The organism is Mycobacterium sp. IDUB_21, assembly GCF_055419425.1.
On record NZ_JBVAXQ010000005.1, the window covers coordinates 1 to 18,060 of the forward strand.

Below are 18,060 nucleotides of genomic sequence, written 5' to 3' on the forward strand. Positions count from 1 at the left end.
GCGGGTCAACATGGAGGTGGCCTCGCATACCGCGTTCATGGATCCGATCCTGGATGAGTTGCGGGCGGAGCTGGCCGATCTGGTGCCGGCGGTGCCGCAGATTGCGTTCTACTCCACGGCACTCGACCCGACCGGGCCCACACCGGTGCTCGACGCCGACTACTGGGCCGACAACGTGCGCCGTCCCGCGCTGGTCAGTCAGGCGATCACCGCCGCGGCGGGGGACCACACCACGTTCATCGAGATCAGCCCACACCCGCTGTTGACGCACTCGATCATCGAGACAGCTGAAGCCGCCGCAGGCGAACCGGTGGTGGTGGCCTCCACCCTGCGACGCGGCGACGACGAAACACTGAGCTTCCACCTGCAACTCGCCGAGCTCGGCGGTCTCGGCAACGCAGCCAACCCTTCCGGGCCCGGCGGATTCACCGAACTGCCCAACTCGGTCTGGCAGCACACCCGGCACTGGATCACCGCTCCCGCGCGGGCCGCCCAGGCCGCAGATGTCCATCCGCTGCTCGGCGCGCACGTGGAGATGCTCACCGGCCGTGACCACATCTGGCAGACCGACCTCGACGCCGCGGCGATGCCGTGGCTGGCCGAGCACCCGGTGCAGGGCCAGACTGTGCTGCCCGCTGCGGCTCTCATCGAGATGGCGCTGGCGGCCGGCAGTCAAGCGCTCGGCGGTTCCGCCGAGTCGATCGCTGTGTCCGGACTGGAGATCGAGCAGCCGCTGGTGCTCGACGGCGGGATGCAGGTCACCACGCAACTCAGCGCGGCCGATGGGCAGACCCGAATCGAGATCCATGCCCGGGCGGGTTCCGACGCCTGGTCCCGGTATGCGGTGGCCGACATCTCATCGGCACCGGCACAGCAGGCGGCCGATGCGCCGTCGGGTCAGAGCGTGCTCACGCTGCCCGACAGCGGAGCCACCCATCCCGCCTACCGCCTGCACCCGGTACTGCTCGATGCCGCGCTGCGTCAGCTGGCGGCGGCGATCCCGGCGGAGGAGTCCGGAGACGCCGGTTACGCGCCGACTGCGGTGGCCGCGGTGCGGGTGTTCGGTCCGGCCGGACGCCAGGTTCGTTGCCACACCGAGGTGACCAGCCTCGATGACACCGTGGCCGTCGGCCGGGTCGTCCTGACCGACGACACAGGCGTCGTGGTCGCCGAGCTGGACGGCGTCGAACTGCGGCCGATCGACCCGCGCTCGCTGCGGGTGCCGCTGGAGCAGAAGATCTTCGCCACCGAGTGGACCGAATCCGAGGTGCCGGCCGCCACCGGCGCGGCCGAGGGCAGCTGGCTGGTGCTCTCCGAGCCGGGTGCAGACCCCGGCGCAGCGGCGCTGGCGGCAGCATTCGCCGCACGGCTGGCGGCGCCGACCCGCAGGGTCGTCAGCGGCCCGTTCGCCGATCAGCCGGCCCTGGCCGAGGCGGTTGCGCAAGCCGCCGCCGATCCCGCGCATCCACCGGCCGGCATCGTGGTGTTCCTCGGGCGGCCGGGATTCGACGGAACCGACCCCGAGGGTGCATTGGCCCGCGCCCGCGAGCTCGTCTGGACGGCATCGACGGCGGCCAGGACGGCGGTCGACAGCTGGGCGGGGGCTTCCGGGGCCATCCGCCCGCGGCTCTGGCTGGTCAGCCGCGGCGGGCTGGCGTTCGGCGACGGGGAAGACAGGGAACCGGGCGACCCGGCCGTCGGCGCGCTCAAGGGCGCGGTCCGCACCTGGCGGTTCCCCGGCGAACTCGCCCGGGTGCTGGCCGACGAACCGGACCTGGGTGCCACCCTGGTCGACCTGGATGCCACCGACGACACCGAAACCCTGGTCGGCACCATGCTGGCCGAACTACAGGCCCCGATCCGCGAGGACGTGGTCGCCTGGCGCCGGGAGCGGCGCCACACCGAACGCCTCACCCGGGCCACGCTCGAAGCGGCCCCCGACGGCTCAGAAGCCCCGCCGGTTCGCCAAGCCCCCAAGTCCACCAAGGTCCGCGCCGATGGCTCCTACCTGCTCACCGGCGGTCTCGGCGGGCTGGGCACCGTCGTCGCGCGCTGGCTGGTGGCCCGCGGCGCCGGACGGATCATCCTCAACGGCCGCAGCGAGCCCTCCGAACAGCAGCGCGCCGTGCTCGATGAGCTGGCCGCCGGCGCCGAGGTCGCCTTCGTCGCCGGTGACATCAGTGCGCCGGGGGTGGCGCAGGCCCTGGTCGCCGCCGCCGAGGAGACCGGCCGGCCGCTGCGCGGCGTCGTACATGCGGCCGGGGTGCTCGGCGACGGGCTCGTCACAGCCGTGACCCGCGAGAGCCTGGAGAGCATCTGGTCGGCCAAGGCCGTCGGCGCGGCGCGGCTGCACAGTGCTCTGCAGGAAGCCACCGAGGACCGCCGGCTCGACTGGTGGGTGGGGTTCTCCTCGATGGCCGCCCTGCTGGGCCTGCCCGGCCAGCTCGGTTACGCCACCTCCAACGCGTGGCTGGACGCTCTGATGGCGTGGCGGCACGCGTCCGGCTTGCCCGCCACCGCCATCAACTGGGGCCAGTGGTCCGACGTGGGTCTCGGCCGTTCGATGACACTGAGTGTTCTCGACCCGATCAGCCCGGAGGAAGGTGTCGAGGCGCTGGACGCGGTGCTCGGCGCCGGTTCCGGCCGGATCGGGGCACGGGTCGGGGTGGGAAGGCTGCGCATCGACCGTGCGGTGGCCACCTCGCCGGAGTTCCGTGACCTGACCTTCTTCGAGGACCTGGTCGGCGAGGCCGATGTGAGGCACGGTGCTGTTGAGACGGGTGAGCAGGAGAGTGGCAGCACCGCGGACCCGTCGACGGCAGGCCCCCCGGACTGGACGCAAATCCCGCCCGACAAGCGGCTCGACGAATTGGTGGTCAGGCTGCAGGCTATCCTTGCCCGCGAGCTTCGGACATCGGCGGCAGCCGTCGACGTGGATCAGCCGTTCCCCGAGATGGGCCTCGACTCGATGATCGCGATGACTGTTCTGAAAGAGACACAGCAACTGGTGGGGGTGGATTTGTCGGCGTCGATGCTATGGAATCACCCCAGCATTTCGGCTTTGGCGACGCATCTGGTGGGATTGTTGGCATCCCGGTATGCCCCGCAGGACGACGCAGCACAAGACGACGATCATCTGACCTTCGACTCCTCCGGCGGTGTGCTGGACGAGTTGTTCGATCAGGTTGAGTCGGCTTCGACCGGGAGCGAGAGCGGTACTTTTTGATGACGGGAATTTCCACGACGACGATCTTCAACAGGATGTCGGCCATGGGCGCCGACAAGCGGGGAGCGTTGACCGAACAGTTCGAGAAGGCTTCGCGGATCGCCGCCGCCGAGCCGATCGCGGTCGTCGGGATCGGCTGCCGGTTTCCCGGTGACGCCTCGGGCCCGGACGCCTACTGGGACCTGCTGGCCGAAGGCCGCGACGCTATCACCGAGATTCCCTCGGACCGTTGGGATGCCGACGAATACTACGACCCGGACCCGCTGGCGCCGGGGCGCATGTCGTCGAAGTGGGGCGGTTTCATCTCGGATGTCGCCGGTTTCGACGCCGACTTCTTCGGGATCTCGCCGCGCGAAGCCGAGGCGATGGACCCACAGCAGCGGGTGATGCTGGAGGTGGCCTGGGAGGCGCTCGAGCACGCCGGGATGTCGCCGGAGAAACTGTCCGGCATTCGCTCCGCGGTGATGATGGGTGTGTATTACACCGAATACCAAGGGATTTCGGCGTCCAACCCGGATGCGATCGACGGCTACTCGGCTACCGGCAATGCCCACGCCGTCGCCGTCGGCCGGATCGCCTACCTGTTGGGTCTGCGCGGGCCCGCGATCGCGATGGACTCGGCGTGCTCGTCATCGCTGGTCACGATCCACCTGGCCTGCCAGAGCCTGCGGCTGCGCGAGAGCGACCTGGCACTGGCCGGCGGGGTCAGCCTCATCCTGCGTCCGGAAACCCAGATCGCGATGGCCAAGTGGGGGATGCTGTCGCCCCGCGGCAGGTGTCACACCTTCGACGCCGGAGCGGACGGGTTCGTCCGCGGCGAGGGCGCCGGGATCGTGGTGCTCAAGCGCCTCACCGACGCCATCCGCGACGGCGACCGGGTGGTGGCGGTGGTGCGGGGCTCGGCAATAAACCAAGACGGCAGGTCCAACGGGCTGACCGCGCCGAACACCATCGCTCAAAGTGACGCGATCACCCGCGCGCTGCGCAGCGCCGACGTCGCGGCGAACTCGGTCAACCTCATCGAAACCCACGGCACCGGAACGGGTTTGGGCGACCCGATCGAATTCGAGGCGCTCGCCGACGTCTACGGACGCGGCGCCGAGAAGTGCGCGCTGGGTGCGGCCAAGACCAACATCGGCCACCTGGAGGCCGCTGCCGGGATCGCCGGATTCATCAAGGCCGCGCTGTCGGTGCAGCGAGGGCAGATCCCGCCGAACCTGCACTTCTCCAAGTGGAACCCGGCGATCGACCCCACCCCGACGCGACTGTTCGTCCCCACCGAGATGACACCCTGGCCGGCGGCCGAGGGCCCGCGGCGTGCCGCGGTGTCGTCGTTCGGGCTGGGCGGGACGAACGCGCACGTGGTGCTCGAGCAGGGACCGGATCAGGCTCCCGCGCCGGCACCGGCCGACCCGATGATCACGCTGGTGATCTCCGGCAAAACCGAGCAGCGCGTGGCGGCCTGGGCCGCGACGCTGGCCGACTGGATGGCCGGCCCCGGCGCCGGTGTGGCGCTGGCCGACATCGCCAACACCCTCAACCACCACCGCAGCCGGTACGCCAAGTTCGCCACCGTCTGCGCGCGCGACGCCGAGCAGGCGCTGGCCGGACTGCGGGCCGTCGCGGGCGGCTACCCGGCGCCCGGCGTGGTCGGCACCCATGCGGTGCAGGGTGGCAAGGGCAGCAAGGGCGGCAAGGGCACGGTCTTCTTGTATTCCGGCCAGGGATCGCAGTGGGCCGGCATGGGGCGTCAACTGCTGGTCGACGAGCCGGCGTTCGCCGCCGCCGTCGATGAGCTGGAGCCCGACTTCGTCGCGCAGGTCGGGTTCTCGCTGCGCGGCGTACTGGAGTCCGGTGAGCAGGTGGTCGGGATCGACCGCATCCAGCCGGTATTGGTGGGCATGCAGCTGGCTTTGACGGCGCTGTGGCGCTCCCACGGCGTCGAGCCGGACGCAGTTATCGGGCATTCGATGGGAGAGGTGGCCGCTGCGATAGTGGCCGGCGCCCTGAGCCCGGCCGACGGACTGAAGGTGATCGCCACCCGCTCCAAACTGATGGCCCGATTGAGCGGCCAGGGCGCGATGGCACTGCTGGAACTCGATGCCGCGGCGGCCGAGAAGCTGGTCGCCGAACACCCGGACATCACCGTGGCGGTGTACGCGGCCCCCCAGCAGACAGTGATCGCCGGCCCGCCCGACCAGGTCGACGCGGTGGTCGCGGTGGTCGACGCCCAGGGCAAACTGGCCCGCCGCGTCGAGGTGGACGTGGCATCGCATCACCCCACCGTCGACCCGATCCTGGACGAGTTGCGGACCGCGCTCGCCGGCTTGGCGCCCTCGGCGCCGAAGATCCCGCTGATCAGCACCGTCGGTCAAACCGGTACCGACACACCGGGCCCACTCGATGCCGACTACTGGGTGCACAACCTGCGCAACCCGGTGCGGTTCGCCTCTGCCGTCGCCGCTGCCGCGGCCGGTCACGCCAACTTCATCGAGGTCAGCCCGCACCCGCTGCTGTCCCACGCCATCAACGGGAACCTGGAATCGGCGCGGCCGTCCGGTGACAGCGTTGTGACCGGCACCCTGCTGCGCGACCAGCCCGAGGCGCTGAGTTTTCACACCAACTTGGCAACCGTGGCACCGCCGTCCGTCGACGCACCGCAACCGGACGGCGGGATCGGGCGCGCCGACCTGCCGCCGCGGCCCTGGCAGCACGTGCGGTACTGGGCGGGCGCAACCGCCGCGAACCGGCACTCGGCCGATGCTCATCCACTGCTGGGAATCCACGTCGAGTTGCCGTCCGGTCACGGCCACGTCTGGCAGGCCGACGTGGGCACCGACATCGTCGCGTGGATGGCGCACCACCGGGTGCACGGCCAGGTGGTGATGCCGGCCACCGGCTTCGCCGAGATGGCGCTGGCTGCGGCCGGCGAAGCACTGGGCCTGCCCCCGTCGGCCGTCGCGGTGGACCGGGTCGAGGTGGAGCAGATGCTGCGGGTCGACGAGCGGACCGAGGTGACGACCAGGCTGCTGCACGACAGTGATGGCTCCGACGAACTACGAGTCGAGATCCATTCCCGTGCGCCCGGCGGCGCATGGTCTCGTCACGCCGTCGCGCGGGTCGGGGCGACACAGCCCGGTAAGCCTGCCGAGCGTCCGGCGTCCACCACCGGTGGCACAACGCTGTCACCGGCGGACCTGTACACGGCGCTGCGCGGCACCGGCCTGCAGCACGGGCCGGCCTTCGCCGCGCTGACCCGGATCGTCCGCAAGCCCGGCGGTGCCTCGGAGGCCGAGATCGTGCTGCCCGACGAGGCGACCGCGCACCGCGGCTACCGGATTCACCCGGTGATGCTCGACGCGGCACTGCAATGCCTGGCCGCGGCCTTGCCCGATGAATCGTTGAGTGGATCAGCCTCCGGTGCCGAGGAAGCCACCTATCTTCCGGTGGCGGTCGAAACCATTCGGGTCTTCGGCGACGTGGGCCGGCGGGCTCGCGGCTACGCCGAACTGGTGAGCCATGACGAGGGCGGCATCCTTGGGCGGGTCACCCTGACCGACGAGACCGGGACGACCACCGCTGAACTGTCCGGGATCTATCTGCAGCGTGTGCAACGCCGCACGGTGCCGCTGCCGCTGAGCCAGAAGATCTTCGACACCGAGTGGGTCGACGTTCCGGTGCCCGCGCAGCCCCCGGCGGCTGCCGACGGCAGCTGGCTGGTGCTCACCGACGGCGCCGAAACCGAAGCGCTGGCAGCCGATTTCGCCGCCCGCTTCGGCTCCGACAGCCGTCGGGTGATCACCGCGGACCTGACCAGCGAAGCCGCGGTGCGGGAGGCGTTCTCCCGGACCGCCGACGACCCCGAGCGACCACCGGTCGGAGTCCTGGTGTTGGCCGCCCGCAGCGCCTTTGACGGGACCGAAGCCGACGAAGCATCGGTCCGGGGCCGCGAGCTGTCCTGGGCGGTCGCGTCGACGGTGCGCACCATCGTCGCCGGCTGGCACGGCACCGCGCCGCGGTTGTGGCTGGTCGGCCGCAACGGTCTGACCGTGGGCGCTGAGTCCGGCGATCCGTCCATCTGTGCCCTCAAGGGACTGGTGCGGGTGCTGGCCTACGAGCACCCGGACCTGCACACCGGGATAGTCGACCTGGATGCCGGGGACGCAGCAACCGACCCGGTGGCCGCGCTGATCACCGAGCTGGGACTGGCGGGCACCGACGACGTGGTGGCCTGGCGCGGCGAGAAGCGTTACGCCGAACGGCTCAAGCGGGCCACCCTGACCGCCACCGGCGCCCTGACCGTGCGGGCAGACGGTGCCTACGTCCTGACCGGCGGCCTCGGCGGCATCGGTCTGGTGGTGACTCGCTGGCTCATCGACCAGGGCGCCGCGCGGATCGTGCTCAACAGTCGCTCGCAGCCTTCCGAGGAACAGCGCGCGGTACTGGATGAGCTCAGCGAGCGGGTCCAGATCGCGGTGGTCTCCGGCGACCTCGCTTCCCCGGGCGTGGCCGAGAGCCTGGTCGCGTCCGCCGAGGAGACCGGGTGCACGCTGCGCGGCGTCATCCACGGCGCCGCGGTCATCGACGACCAGATCGTGGTCGGCATCGATCGCGACACCCTGGACCGGGTGTGGACACCCAAGGCGACGGGAGCGTTGCGTCTGCACGCGGCGACCTCGGGTGCGGCCCTGGACTGGTGGGTCGGGTTCTCCTCGACGTCGTCGCTGCTCGGGGCGCCCGGCCAGGCCTCCTACGCCGCGGCCAGTGCCTGGCTGGACGGCCTGGTGGCGTGGCGGCGGGCCGCGGGCCTGCCGGCGATCACGATCAACTGGGGCCAGTGGTCCGGTGTCGGAGTCGCCCAGGAACTCAAGTTCAGTGCGCTCGACCCGATCAACCCGGCCGAAGGTATGGAGGCGCTGGAGGCGATCCTCGGCGGCGACCTCGCCCGCATCGGGGTGGCGCGGCTGCGCCTGGATCGGGTGGCCGCGGCGTTCCCGGAACTGCAACAACTCGGGTACTTCGCCACCCTGGCCGAAGAACTCGACCTCGACAGCGAGGACGACGACTGGCCCGGTCCGGAGGGACTGAAGCAGCTCGACGCCGCCGAAGCCGTCAAGGCGGTCATCGCACGGTTGGGTTCGCGAATCACGGCCATCATGGGCTACCCCAAGGGCAGTGTGATCGACCCCGCCCGGCCGCTGACCGAGCTCGGCATGGATTCGCTGATGGCGGTACGCATCCGCAACACCGTCCGCGGCGACTTCGGGGCGGAGCCGCCGGTGGCGCTGCTGCTCCAAGGCGCCTCATTGACCGACCTGGCAGCAGACCTGATCCGTCAGCTGGGCCTTGCCGCACAGGAGGGCGCGGACGGCGCCGGCGATGCCGGCGGTGTTCGGAGCCGGGCCCAGCAGCGTGCCGCGGCGCGGCAACGGGCGGCGTCGCGGCGAAAAGTAGGAGACCGAACGTGAGCACCAACAACGAAGTGCCGCCCAACGCGATCGCGGTCGTCGGCATGGCCGGGCGGTTTCCCGGCGCCCGCACCCTGACCGGGTTCTGGGACAACCTGCGAAACGGCACCGAATCCATCGTCACCCTGTCCGAAGACGAGTTGCGCACCAACGGCGTGAGCGACAAGGCGCTGGCGAACCACAACTACGTGCGGCGGGCCGCCCTGCTGGAGGGCATCGACGAGTTCGACGCGGGCTTCTTCGGCTTCACCCCGCTGGCCGCGCGCACCATGGACCCGCAACACCGGCTGTTCCTGCAGACCGCGTGGCATGCCCTGGAAGACGCCGGCTACCAGCCGGGGGAGCTCGAGGGTTCGGTCGGCGTCTACGGCACCAGCACCACCAGCGGTTACCTGCTGCACAACCTGATGTCGCATTACGACCCGAATCTCATCATCGGCCAGGGCGTCAGCTTCGAGATGGTCAACCTGTCGTTGCAGAACGACAAGGACTACCTGGCCACCCGGGTGGCCCACCAGCTCAACCTGCGCGGTCCGGCGCTGTCGGTGCAGACGGCCTGTTCGTCGGCGCTGGTCGCGCTGCACCTGGCCTGCCAGAGCATCCTCAACGGCGAATGCGACATGGCACTGGCCGGTGGCTCGTCGCTGCGGATTCCGCACCACGTCGGGTACTGGCACGAGCCTGGTTCGATGGTGTCGGCTACCGGGCACTGCCGGCCGTTCGACGTGCGGGCCGACGGCACCATCTTCGCCAGCGGTGTCGGGGTGGTGGTGCTCAAGTCGCTCGCCGACGCGGTCGACGACGGTGACCGCATCCACGCGGTGATCCGAGGTTCGGCGCTGAACAACGACGGCGCCACCAAGATGACGTATGCGGCCCCCACCGCAGCCGGGCAGGCCGACGTGATCGCCGAAGCGCACGCGGTCGCCGAGGTCGACGCCTCCACGATCAGCTACATCGAATCGCACGGCACCGGCACCCCACTGGGTGATCCGATCGAAATCGAGGGCCTGCGACAGGCTTTCGCCGTGTCCGAGGAGCAGCGTTCGGGACCCTGTTTTGTGGGATCGGTCAAATCCAACATCGGGCACCTGGAGTCGGCGGCCGGTATCGCCAGCCTGATCAAGACCATCCTGTGCCTCAAGCATCGGGCGATTCCCGGCACGCTGCACTACACCAGCCCCAACCCGGAATTGCACCTGGAGTCCGGGCCGTTCCGGATCCGTGGCGAGTACGGGCCTTGGGAAGCCGAGGGCATCCGGCGCGCCGGTGTCAGCTCTTTCGGAGTGGGCGGCACCAACGCGCACGTCATCTTGGAAGAGTGGCCAGAGACGCCGGTGAGCGCCGCACCGCGGCCCGGTCCCGAGGTGCTGCTGTTGTCGGCGCGCACCGCAGAGGCGCTGCAGCAGGGCCGCGCAGAGCTCGCGGCCGAACTCTCCGGTGACGATGCCGAGGCGTCCAGCCTGCCCGACATCGCCTACACGCTGGCGCGCCGGCACCCGCACAACCTCCGGCTGGCCGCGGTCGTCGCCGACCGGGCCGACGCGGCCACCGTTCTCGGTGCCGAAGACAGCGAGAACGTCTTCGTCGGCGAGGGCTTGGACCTTGGGGACAGCCCCTCCGACACCGACCGGGTGGTGTTCCTGTTCCCGGGCCAGGGTGCGCAGCACATCGGGATGGCGCGCGGACTGTATGACACCGAACCGGTGTTCGCCGAGTACTTCGACCGCTGCATCGCCGGGTTCGACGCGGAATTGGGTTTCGACCTGCGGGCGGTGATCTTCGAGGGCACCTCCCGTGACCTCGAGCGCACCGACCGCACTCAGCCGGCGCTGTTCACCGTGGAATACGCCCTGGCGAAGCTGATCGAAAGCTACGGCGTCCGTCCCGCCGCGCTGGTGGGCCACAGCATCGGTGAATACGCCGCGGCCACCATCGCCGGCGTCTTCGACCTCGACACGGCGATCAAAGTGGTGGCGATGCGGGCCCGGTTGATGCACGCCGCGCCACGCGGCGTCATGGTGGCTGTGCCGCTGGGTCCCGACGCGGTCGGCCAATACCTGACCGGTGACGTCGACCTCGCCGCGGTCAACGATCCCGACGGTTGCGTGGTGGCCGGCGCCGAAGACGCCATCCGCGAGTTCTCCGACCGGCTCAAGAAGGCCGGGATCAACGCACGCCGGGTGCGCACCTCGCATGCGTTCCACTCGCGCCTGATGGAGTCGATGATTCCGGAGTTCACCGGTTTCCTGTCCCGCCAGACGTTGCGCGAGCCGCAGATCCCGCTGCTGTCGAACCTGACCGGCACTCAGATGGCGGCCAGTGAGGCCACCAACCCGGCGACGTGGGCACGCAGCGTTCGGGCGACGGTGCGCTTCGCCGACGAGGTGGACACACTGCTGAACGAGCCGCACCGCGTCCTGGTGGAGGTCGGCCCCGGAGCCACCCTGACCGCGTCGGCGGCCCGCCATCCGAAGTTCACCGCTGGGCATCGGACCGTTCGGCTGATGCGCCACCACGCCCAGAACCGCGACGACCGGGATGCCTTCCTGCTGGCGCTCGGCCAGCTCTGGGCCGCCGGTGTCGACGTGGACTGGTCTGGCCTGCACGGCGACTACCAGCCGAAGCGCGTCACAGTGCCGGGTTATCCGTTTGAGCGCCAACGGCACTGGCTGGAGCACAACGCCGGCGCGACCTGGGTGTCGGGCGCCGCCGCGACCAACGGTGCCGCTGCGAGCAGCTCGGCCGGCGCCGGTGGTGCCAGTGGCTCGGCTGGAGCTTCTATGGAGGCGACGCTGCAACGTATCTGGTCTGTCTGCCTGGGCGTCGGCTCGGTTGACCGCAACGCCAACTTCTTCGATGTCGGCGGGGACTCGCTGGTGGCGATCAGCGTCGCGATGGCCGCCTCCCACGAGGGAGTGGACCTTACTCCGCAGGATCTCTACGAGAACCCGACGATTTCGGCGCTGGCCAAGGCTCTGACGGCCCGCTACGCCGCCGGCGGGCTGGCCCGCCAGTCGCCCGGTGACGTCGAGCACCCGCCCGTCCCGCCGAACATCACCTACTTCCTGGAGAACGGTGTTCGCGAGCACGGTCGGTGGCGCATCCCGCTGATCCTTCGGCTGCGCCCCGACGTCGGTCTCGACGACGTTCGTTCGGTGCTCACCGCGGTGGTCAATCACCACGACGCCCTGCGGCTCCGCATCACCGAGCGGGCCGGCACCTGGGAGCAGAACGTCACCGAGCCCGGCGAGTTCGGTGAGATCCCCACGCATTCCCTTCCCGAGGGCCTCACCGCCGAACACGATGCGGTGCGCACGATGCTGGCCGAACACATCCGTGAACAGGACCTGTCCAGCCCGCCGCTGACCGCCCTGTACATCCGGGGCGCGTCGGGGGACGTGTGCTACCTGGCGCTGAGTCTGCACGCCGCAGTCGGCGATGAGGCGTCCCGCGACATCCTGCTGACCGACATCTTCACCGCGTTCGGTCAGAAGCTGGCGGGCAACGACATCGAGCTGGCGCCGGTCGGCGTCGGATGGGCTGAATGGTCGCAACGCTGCGCTGCGCTCGCCACCCACCCGGCAGTGCTGGGGAGTCGCGAATTCTGGTTGCAGGCAACGAAATCCGCGACCCTGCGGCTGGGCACCGACGTCGCCGAGCCGCCGGCGACAGCCGACATGTCCAAACTCACCTCGGCGCTGGCGGCAGCCGACACCAGCGAGATCGACGACGCTCGCCGCCGGCTGCGGCTGCCGATCGACGAGATCCTGCTGGCCGGATTGAGCCGTGCGTTGGCATCGGCCATCGGCGAGGGCAGCGTGGCCGTCGACGTGGGGGGAGCGGGCCGCTCGGTACTCAAGCCCGACGTCGACCTGCGGCGCACCGTGGGGTGGTTCACCACGATCTACCCGGTCGCGCTGAGCTGCTCCACCGAGGGGCGGGCCGGCGCGCGCCGGCTGCTGGACGAAGTCCACGAAACCCTGGGCGCCGTACCGCACTACGGGATCGGCTATGGCCTGCTGCGCTACCTCTACGCGCCGACCGCGCGGCTGTTCGGCTCGGTCGCACCCGCCGACATCCACTTCGCCTACGTCGGGGCGATCCCCGAGCTGCCGTCGGTCGGCGACGCACCGGTGCAGTTCGACCCCGATACCGCGATGCCGGTGCGCGAGGCGATTCCAGGCTTGGGACACGCGCTGGAGCTGCGGGCCTACCGCACCGCCGGTGTGCTGCACCTGGACTGGTGGTATGACAGCCGGCGGATCGAGGAGCCCGTGGTGGCATCGATCGCCGACGGGTTCTCGAAGGCGGTGATGGATCTGGTCAGGGAGGCCATCGCCGAAGACGATCTCGAATCCGTCGATGACGAGATGGCCCTCGTCGAGCTGTCTTAGGTTAGGGGAGAACCGGAAAGTGTTTGCCACGTCGGTCATTCGGAAGCTTGCGATCAGTGAGGAAATGCTCGCCGAGACCCACAATTTCGTGGGTCTCGCCGCGCACGTCACCGGTCCGGTCGACATCGATCTGCTCTCGGAGGCCTACGAGGCGCTGCTGGAGGCACACCCGATTCTCACCGGGCGACTGGAACGGCTTCCCGACGGCCGGCACCAGTTCGTCACCGACGACCTGATGCCCGACGGCATCGAGGTGATCGAACTCGACGGCCCCGACGCCGAGCCGCCCGCTCCGCATTTCGACCAGACAGAGTCGCTGGTGGCGATGCGGGTGATCATCCGGGGCGGGCAGGCGCAGCCGACCTTGTATGTGCACCACGCCGTCGCCGACGGCCACCACATGTACGCCCTGATCGAGGAGATGCTCTCCTTCTACACCGATCTGGTCACGACCGGAAAGATCGGTGCGATCAACGTCGAGCCCGCGCCGCTGTCGGTCGAGGCGGTGCTGGCCGACCGGGGGATCGAGAAGCAGAAGCGCTCCGGGATCGAGCGATTCATGCCCGCACTGTTCGCCTACGACCTTCCCCCCACCCGCCGGGCCGTCACCGACGAGACACCGTCCTCGCCGGTGCGGGTTCCGATGGCGTCGTGCCGGCTGACCGAAGACCAGACCAACGATGTGGTCGCGTTCGGCCGGGCCCACGATCTGAGCCTGCACGCGGTGCTCTCAGCGGCCGTGCTGATGGCCGAATGGCAGCTGCGCGGCAAACTGAGCATCCCGGTGCCCTACGTCTACACCGTCGATCTGAGATATTTTCTGTCACCGCCGGTTTCGGCCACCGGATGCACCAACCCGATCGGGCTGGCCACCTACCTCGCCGAGATCGATGCCAAGACCGATCTGGTCGAGATGGCTCGCGGCATCGCCGAGAACTTCCAGAAAGACCTGGATGAGGGTGTCATCCAGCAGTCCCGGCTGCACTTCAGCCCGCAGTACGTCGGAAACCCGCCCGGCATGCCGGACGTCGTGGTGTTGAGCAACAACGGGCTGGTTCCGCCGGTGCGGACACCACCCGGTGTGGAGGTGACCACCACCCACGGCGAGCTGTATTTCGCGGTCAGCGCCGGGATCGACATCTACTTCACCCAGATCTTCTCCGGGCAGCTCAACATCGAGTACCACTCGCACGGTCCCGAGCCGGAACGCTCGGTGGAGGCGATCCGCACGCTGCTCTGCGGCATCGCCGAGCAGCACGCGGCCGCCGGCGTCAGCTGACCGGGCCGAAGGCGTAGCGGTGGTACTGCAGCATTCCGCGCAGCGGCGGCAACGCGCGAGCCACCCGGCTGGACCGCCGGAATCCCGCCGGCACCCGGCTGAAGGTCTGCGCGTCGAAGAGATTGGCCGCGGCCAGCAGCCGGATACCGGTGACCGAGTCGAGAATGTCGGCCGGGCCGTTGACCGCCCAGTGCAGCGTGGCGCCGGACTGTCGCTGCAGTCGGTGCGTCTTCTGCGATTTGATCCCGAGCCAGTTGTAGAAGTCGATCTGCAGCTCACCGGCGGGGAACTTCTCGACGATGCTCTGCAGCAGTGCCACCCCGTCGGATTCGGTCAGATACATGCTGATGCCCTCGGCCAGCAACAGCACCGGACGGTCGGAGGGAATCTCGTCCAGCCAGGACGGGTCGGTCGCCGACGTCGCAACCAGGTGATAGCCCGGGCGGTCGGGATAGATCTGCTCGCGCAACGCGATCACCGGCGGCTGGTCGACGTCGTACCAGGCCACCTCCGGTCCCGGATCTATCCGGAAGACGCGGGCGTCCAGGCCGCAGCCCAGGTGGATGACGGTGGACTCCGGGTGAGCCGCCAGGAACTGGCGTGCCCAGATGTCGTACTGAGCGGTGCGCACCGTCACCAGGGGTGCCCACCGGCCGTCGGCTTTGAGTGCGTCCCAGTCGAAGTCGATGCGCTCGACCGCCTCCTTGGCGTACCGATCGCCCAGGACGGGCTGGGCGAAATCGGCGTCGAGTGCCTTGAGGTACAGCGTCGTCAACATGGTTGCAGCGGCGCCGCGCAGGTCGACGGGGATCTTGTCTGCCACGTCGGGGAGCCTAATACCCTGGACGGGCACTCGATGCACCGCACGGTCGAACCCGGCGGTTCAGCGAGGCTCTACGCAGGAGAGCCGAAGCTGGGACCGCCGCATGAACCAGGAGGCACACATGGTGGATGAGACCAAGGACAGCGCGCAGGCGCCGCGGATCCTGTTGCTCTACTACAGCTACACTGGGCAGGCGCTCAAAGTGCTCGATGCGGCAGGCGAGGTGTTCGCCGAGCGGGGCTGCGAGGTGGTCAAGGCCGGTATCGAGTTCACCGATCCGCGCTATGCGCAGCGGTTCTCGCGGTTCCCGATGCGCCGGGTCTGGCCGGACATGCTCAGTGTGCTCAAACCCCAGCAGCGGGGCGAGACGGGGGAGATCCGCACCCCCGACGCCGTGCGCGACGGCGACTACGACCTGATCTGCATCGGCTCGCCGACCTGGTGGAAGGCGCCGGCCATGCCGATCCGGTCGTTCCTGCAAACTGACGAGGCGCGAAAGTTGCTGGACGGCAAGCCGTTCGCGGTGTTCACGGTGTGCCGCGAGTACTGGCAGGAGAACTACGCCGAGGTCTGCCGGCTCGGCGAGGACTGCGGTGGCCGCTACACCGACGAGATCCACTTCACCTATCCCGGGGACCCACTGCGCTCGATGCTGTCGCTGACCAGCTACCTGGGTAGCGGGCGCTACCGCACGCGCTACCTGGGTCTGCGGCTTCCGCCCACCAACGTCCAACCCGAGCAACTGGACCGGGTCCGCAAGTTCGCGGCGGGCCTGGTGAGCCGGTTGTTCGGCAAGTAGGCCGAAAACTCAGAAGTACTCGGAAGAATTCAGAAGTACTCGGAAGAATTAGGAAGGCACCGATGCCCCGATCCTTCGACATCGTGTTCGAGTCGCCCGCGAGCGTTGAGCAGGTCCACTCCGCGTTCGGCTCGCGCGACTACTGGCTGGCCCGAATCGAGGCCTTCGAGGGGGAGAAAACCCTGGACTCGCTGGCCGTCGACGCCGACGGCACGGTGCGGGTCGTGGTCACCGAGGATCTGCGCCACGGCGCATTGCCGGGAATGCTCACCAAGATCTACCGCGGCGACCTCAACATCGTCACCACCGAGGTCTGGAGCCCCGCCGGGGACGGCCGGGTCAGCGGCGATATCGACGTCGCCGTGGTGGGGGCGCCGGGCGGCGGGGGCGGCACCGCAATGCTGCAACCCGCCGGCAGCGGGTCGCGGATGGACCTGACCGGGACCATCGAGTTCAAGATCCCGCTGGTCGGCGGACCTATCGAGAGCTTCTTAGCGAAAGAGTTCGCCCAGGGGATTCCCGAGATTCAGCGGTTCACCGCCCAGTGGCTGAGCGAGCGGACCGGACAATGACAGGGCCTGAGACCCCGCGGTTCATCCCCAGTCACGTGCCGGGGGCGGCCGAGGCGCTGGCCCGGCTCGACATGCCACTGGACGAGGCCATGATGACCCAGCGCGCGGTGCGGCGGGTCTACTCCGATCCGGTCGACGACGCGGTGGTGCTCAAGTGCATCGAGCTGGCACTGCGGGCCCCCACCGGCAATGACGGGCAGAACTGGGAGTTCATCGTGGTCCGGGACCGCCGCGTCAAGGAAGAACTGGCCAAGCGTTACCGGCAGGCATGGAAGATTCAGCGTGGCGTGGTGCTGCGGCGCAAGCTCAAGACCGACGAATCGATCGCGGGCATCGCGCGCGCGATGGAGTGGCAGATCGATCACTTCGCCGAGATCCCGGTACTGGTGGTGGCCTGCCTGCGCCTGGGGGCCCGGGAGGGACGGCTGCCGGTGGTGCGGATGCCGCATATCGCCGAGTCGGCCTACTGGGGGTCGATCTACCCCAGCGTGCAGAATCTGCTGCTGGCGGCTCGCGCCATGGGGCTGGGCGCTTCGCTGATCACGCTGCCGCTGTGGAGCCAGCGTGCGGCGCGGCGCATCCTGGGCCTGCCGCACGCGGTCACGCCCTGTTGCATCGTGCCGTTGGGCTGGCCGCGCGGACGCTACGGCCCGACCACCCGCCGGCCGGTGGGGGAGGTCGTCCATCTGGACGGCTTCGGCAACAGGCCGTGGCTGACCAAATGATCCGTTTCGGATGAAATAACACGGTTTAGTGGTCGGAGATACCTTTACGACGCCGTCAAAGATTATAAAATCGTGTCCTAGCCACTAGGTACGTACCGCTTAACTGATGTAGGTTCGGCCCGGTCGTGTTCAGTGCATTGGTCGGGGGGACTCATGGACGTCGGTAAAAACACATCTGAGGCGAAGGTCTCCGCGCTGGTACCGGTCGGTGTGGTCACCGCCGCGCTGGTCGCACCGGTGGCGACATCGCCGGCGATGTCCGCGGTCGAGCGGGAGCTGCTGTTGCTCAGTGGCGCGGACCCGCTGATGAACGTTCCGCTGAACCTGTTCCAGGTGCTTGCCAACGTCCCCAGCACCGAACTCGGGGCGACGACCGTACTCGGCAACTCGCTGATCTACAGCGGGAACTGGTGGTCGCCGCGCGCCACCAACATCTGGGGCCGGCAGCCCGGGGCCGGCCCGAGCGGTGCCCAGCTGGACGGCTGCGGCAACCCAAGAGGGCTGAACTGGTCTTACCGACCAGAAGATGAGCCGAAGACAACCATGATGTGCGACTTAGCAGACGTTAGTCCGCAGCCAATGTAAATTATCCCGTACTCGCTTAGACACCAGACCGTGACACCGATATGCTGTCACGGTTCGATCGGGACACAAGGGGGAAATGTGATTAGTGGTGTGACGCGACAGCGCGGTGGTGCACATCGTGCGGTGCCTCAGCGGCGATACGCACTTGCCGGCGAGAATCGTGCTCAGCGGCGACTTGCGGCTGCT

General features: G+C 69.0%; 9 protein-coding genes. 8 read left to right on the forward strand and 1 reads right to left on the reverse strand.

Features of this window, described 5'->3' with window-relative positions:
• The 4 genes from ACZYY4_RS09120 to ACZYY4_RS09135 form a co-directional block, all read left to right on the forward strand.
• Positions 1 to 3,226, forward strand: a 3,226-nt coding sequence (locus tag ACZYY4_RS09120) for an SDR family NAD(P)-dependent oxidoreductase (protein ID WP_463809676.1), incomplete at its 5' end; no start/stop codon positions are given.
• On the forward strand, positions 3,226 to 8,694 hold the full coding sequence (locus ACZYY4_RS09125; protein WP_463809677.1) for a type I polyketide synthase: 5,469 nt from the start codon (positions 3,226 to 3,228) through the stop codon (positions 8,692 to 8,694). The genes ACZYY4_RS09120 and ACZYY4_RS09125, both read left to right, overlap by 1 nt.
• On the forward strand, positions 8,691 to 13,091 hold the full coding sequence (locus ACZYY4_RS09130) for a type I polyketide synthase (protein WP_463809678.1): 4,401 nt from the start codon (positions 8,691 to 8,693) through the stop codon (positions 13,089 to 13,091). Before ACZYY4_RS09125 ends, ACZYY4_RS09130 begins: the two co-directional genes overlap by 4 nt.
• A gap of 19 nt (positions 13,092 to 13,110) precedes the next feature.
• Positions 13,111 to 14,370 carry a phthiocerol/phthiodiolone dimycocerosyl transferase family protein gene (locus ACZYY4_RS09135; protein WP_463809679.1) on the forward strand — a complete coding sequence of 420 codons (1,260 nt, stop codon included), beginning with the start codon at positions 13,111 to 13,113 and terminating at the stop codon, positions 14,368 to 14,370.
• Here the strand turns inward: ACZYY4_RS09135 and ACZYY4_RS09140 are convergent.
• On the reverse strand, positions 14,363 to 15,193 hold the full coding sequence (locus ACZYY4_RS09140; RefSeq protein ID WP_463809680.1) for a class I SAM-dependent methyltransferase: 831 nt from the start codon (positions 15,191 to 15,193) through the stop codon (positions 14,363 to 14,365). The genes ACZYY4_RS09135 and ACZYY4_RS09140 overlap by 8 nt on opposite strands.
• Positions 15,194 to 15,296: 103 nt before the next feature.
• Between ACZYY4_RS09140 and ACZYY4_RS09145 the strand changes: the two genes are divergently transcribed.
• The 4 genes from ACZYY4_RS09145 to ACZYY4_RS09160 all read left to right on the forward strand — a co-directional run bounded on the left by ACZYY4_RS09145 (position 15,297) and on the right by ACZYY4_RS09160 (position 17,874).
• On the forward strand, positions 15,297 to 15,992 hold the full coding sequence (locus tag ACZYY4_RS09145; protein WP_463809681.1) for a flavodoxin family protein: 696 nt from the start codon (positions 15,297 to 15,299) through the stop codon (positions 15,990 to 15,992).
• A gap of 62 nt (positions 15,993 to 16,054) precedes the next feature.
• The gene (locus tag ACZYY4_RS09150) at positions 16,055 to 16,564 is read left to right on the forward strand and encodes a DUF2505 domain-containing protein (RefSeq protein ID WP_463809682.1); all 510 of its coding nucleotides are present in this window, start codon (positions 16,055 to 16,057) and stop codon (positions 16,562 to 16,564) included.
• Positions 16,561 to 17,289: a nitroreductase family protein gene (locus ACZYY4_RS09155; RefSeq protein ID WP_463809683.1), complete on the forward strand. Its 729-nt coding sequence runs from the start codon at positions 16,561 to 16,563 to the stop codon at positions 17,287 to 17,289. The genes ACZYY4_RS09150 and ACZYY4_RS09155 overlap by 4 nt, the downstream gene beginning before the upstream one ends.
• A gap of 153 nt (positions 17,290 to 17,442) precedes the next feature.
• On the forward strand, positions 17,443 to 17,874 hold the full coding sequence (locus ACZYY4_RS09160) for a hypothetical protein (protein ID WP_463809684.1): 432 nt from the start codon (positions 17,443 to 17,445) through the stop codon (positions 17,872 to 17,874).
• Positions 17,875 to 18,060 lie beyond the last annotated feature (186 nt).

Coding starts and splice junctions, on each gene's coding strand:
- ACZYY4_RS09155 (WP_463809683.1), top strand. CDS start 16,561: ATGACAGGGCCTGAGACCCCGCGGTTCATCCCCAGTCACGTGCCGGGG.
- ACZYY4_RS09160 (WP_463809684.1), top strand. CDS start 17,443: ATGGACGTCGGTAAAAACACATCTGAGGCGAAGGTCTCCGCGCTGGTA.
- ACZYY4_RS09145 (WP_463809681.1), top strand. CDS start 15,297: ATGAACCAGGAGGCACACATGGTGGATGAGACCAAGGACAGCGCGCAG.
- ACZYY4_RS09125 (WP_463809677.1), top strand. CDS start 3,226: ATGACGGGAATTTCCACGACGACGATCTTCAACAGGATGTCGGCCATG.
- ACZYY4_RS09150 (WP_463809682.1), top strand. CDS start 16,055: ATGCCCCGATCCTTCGACATCGTGTTCGAGTCGCCCGCGAGCGTTGAG.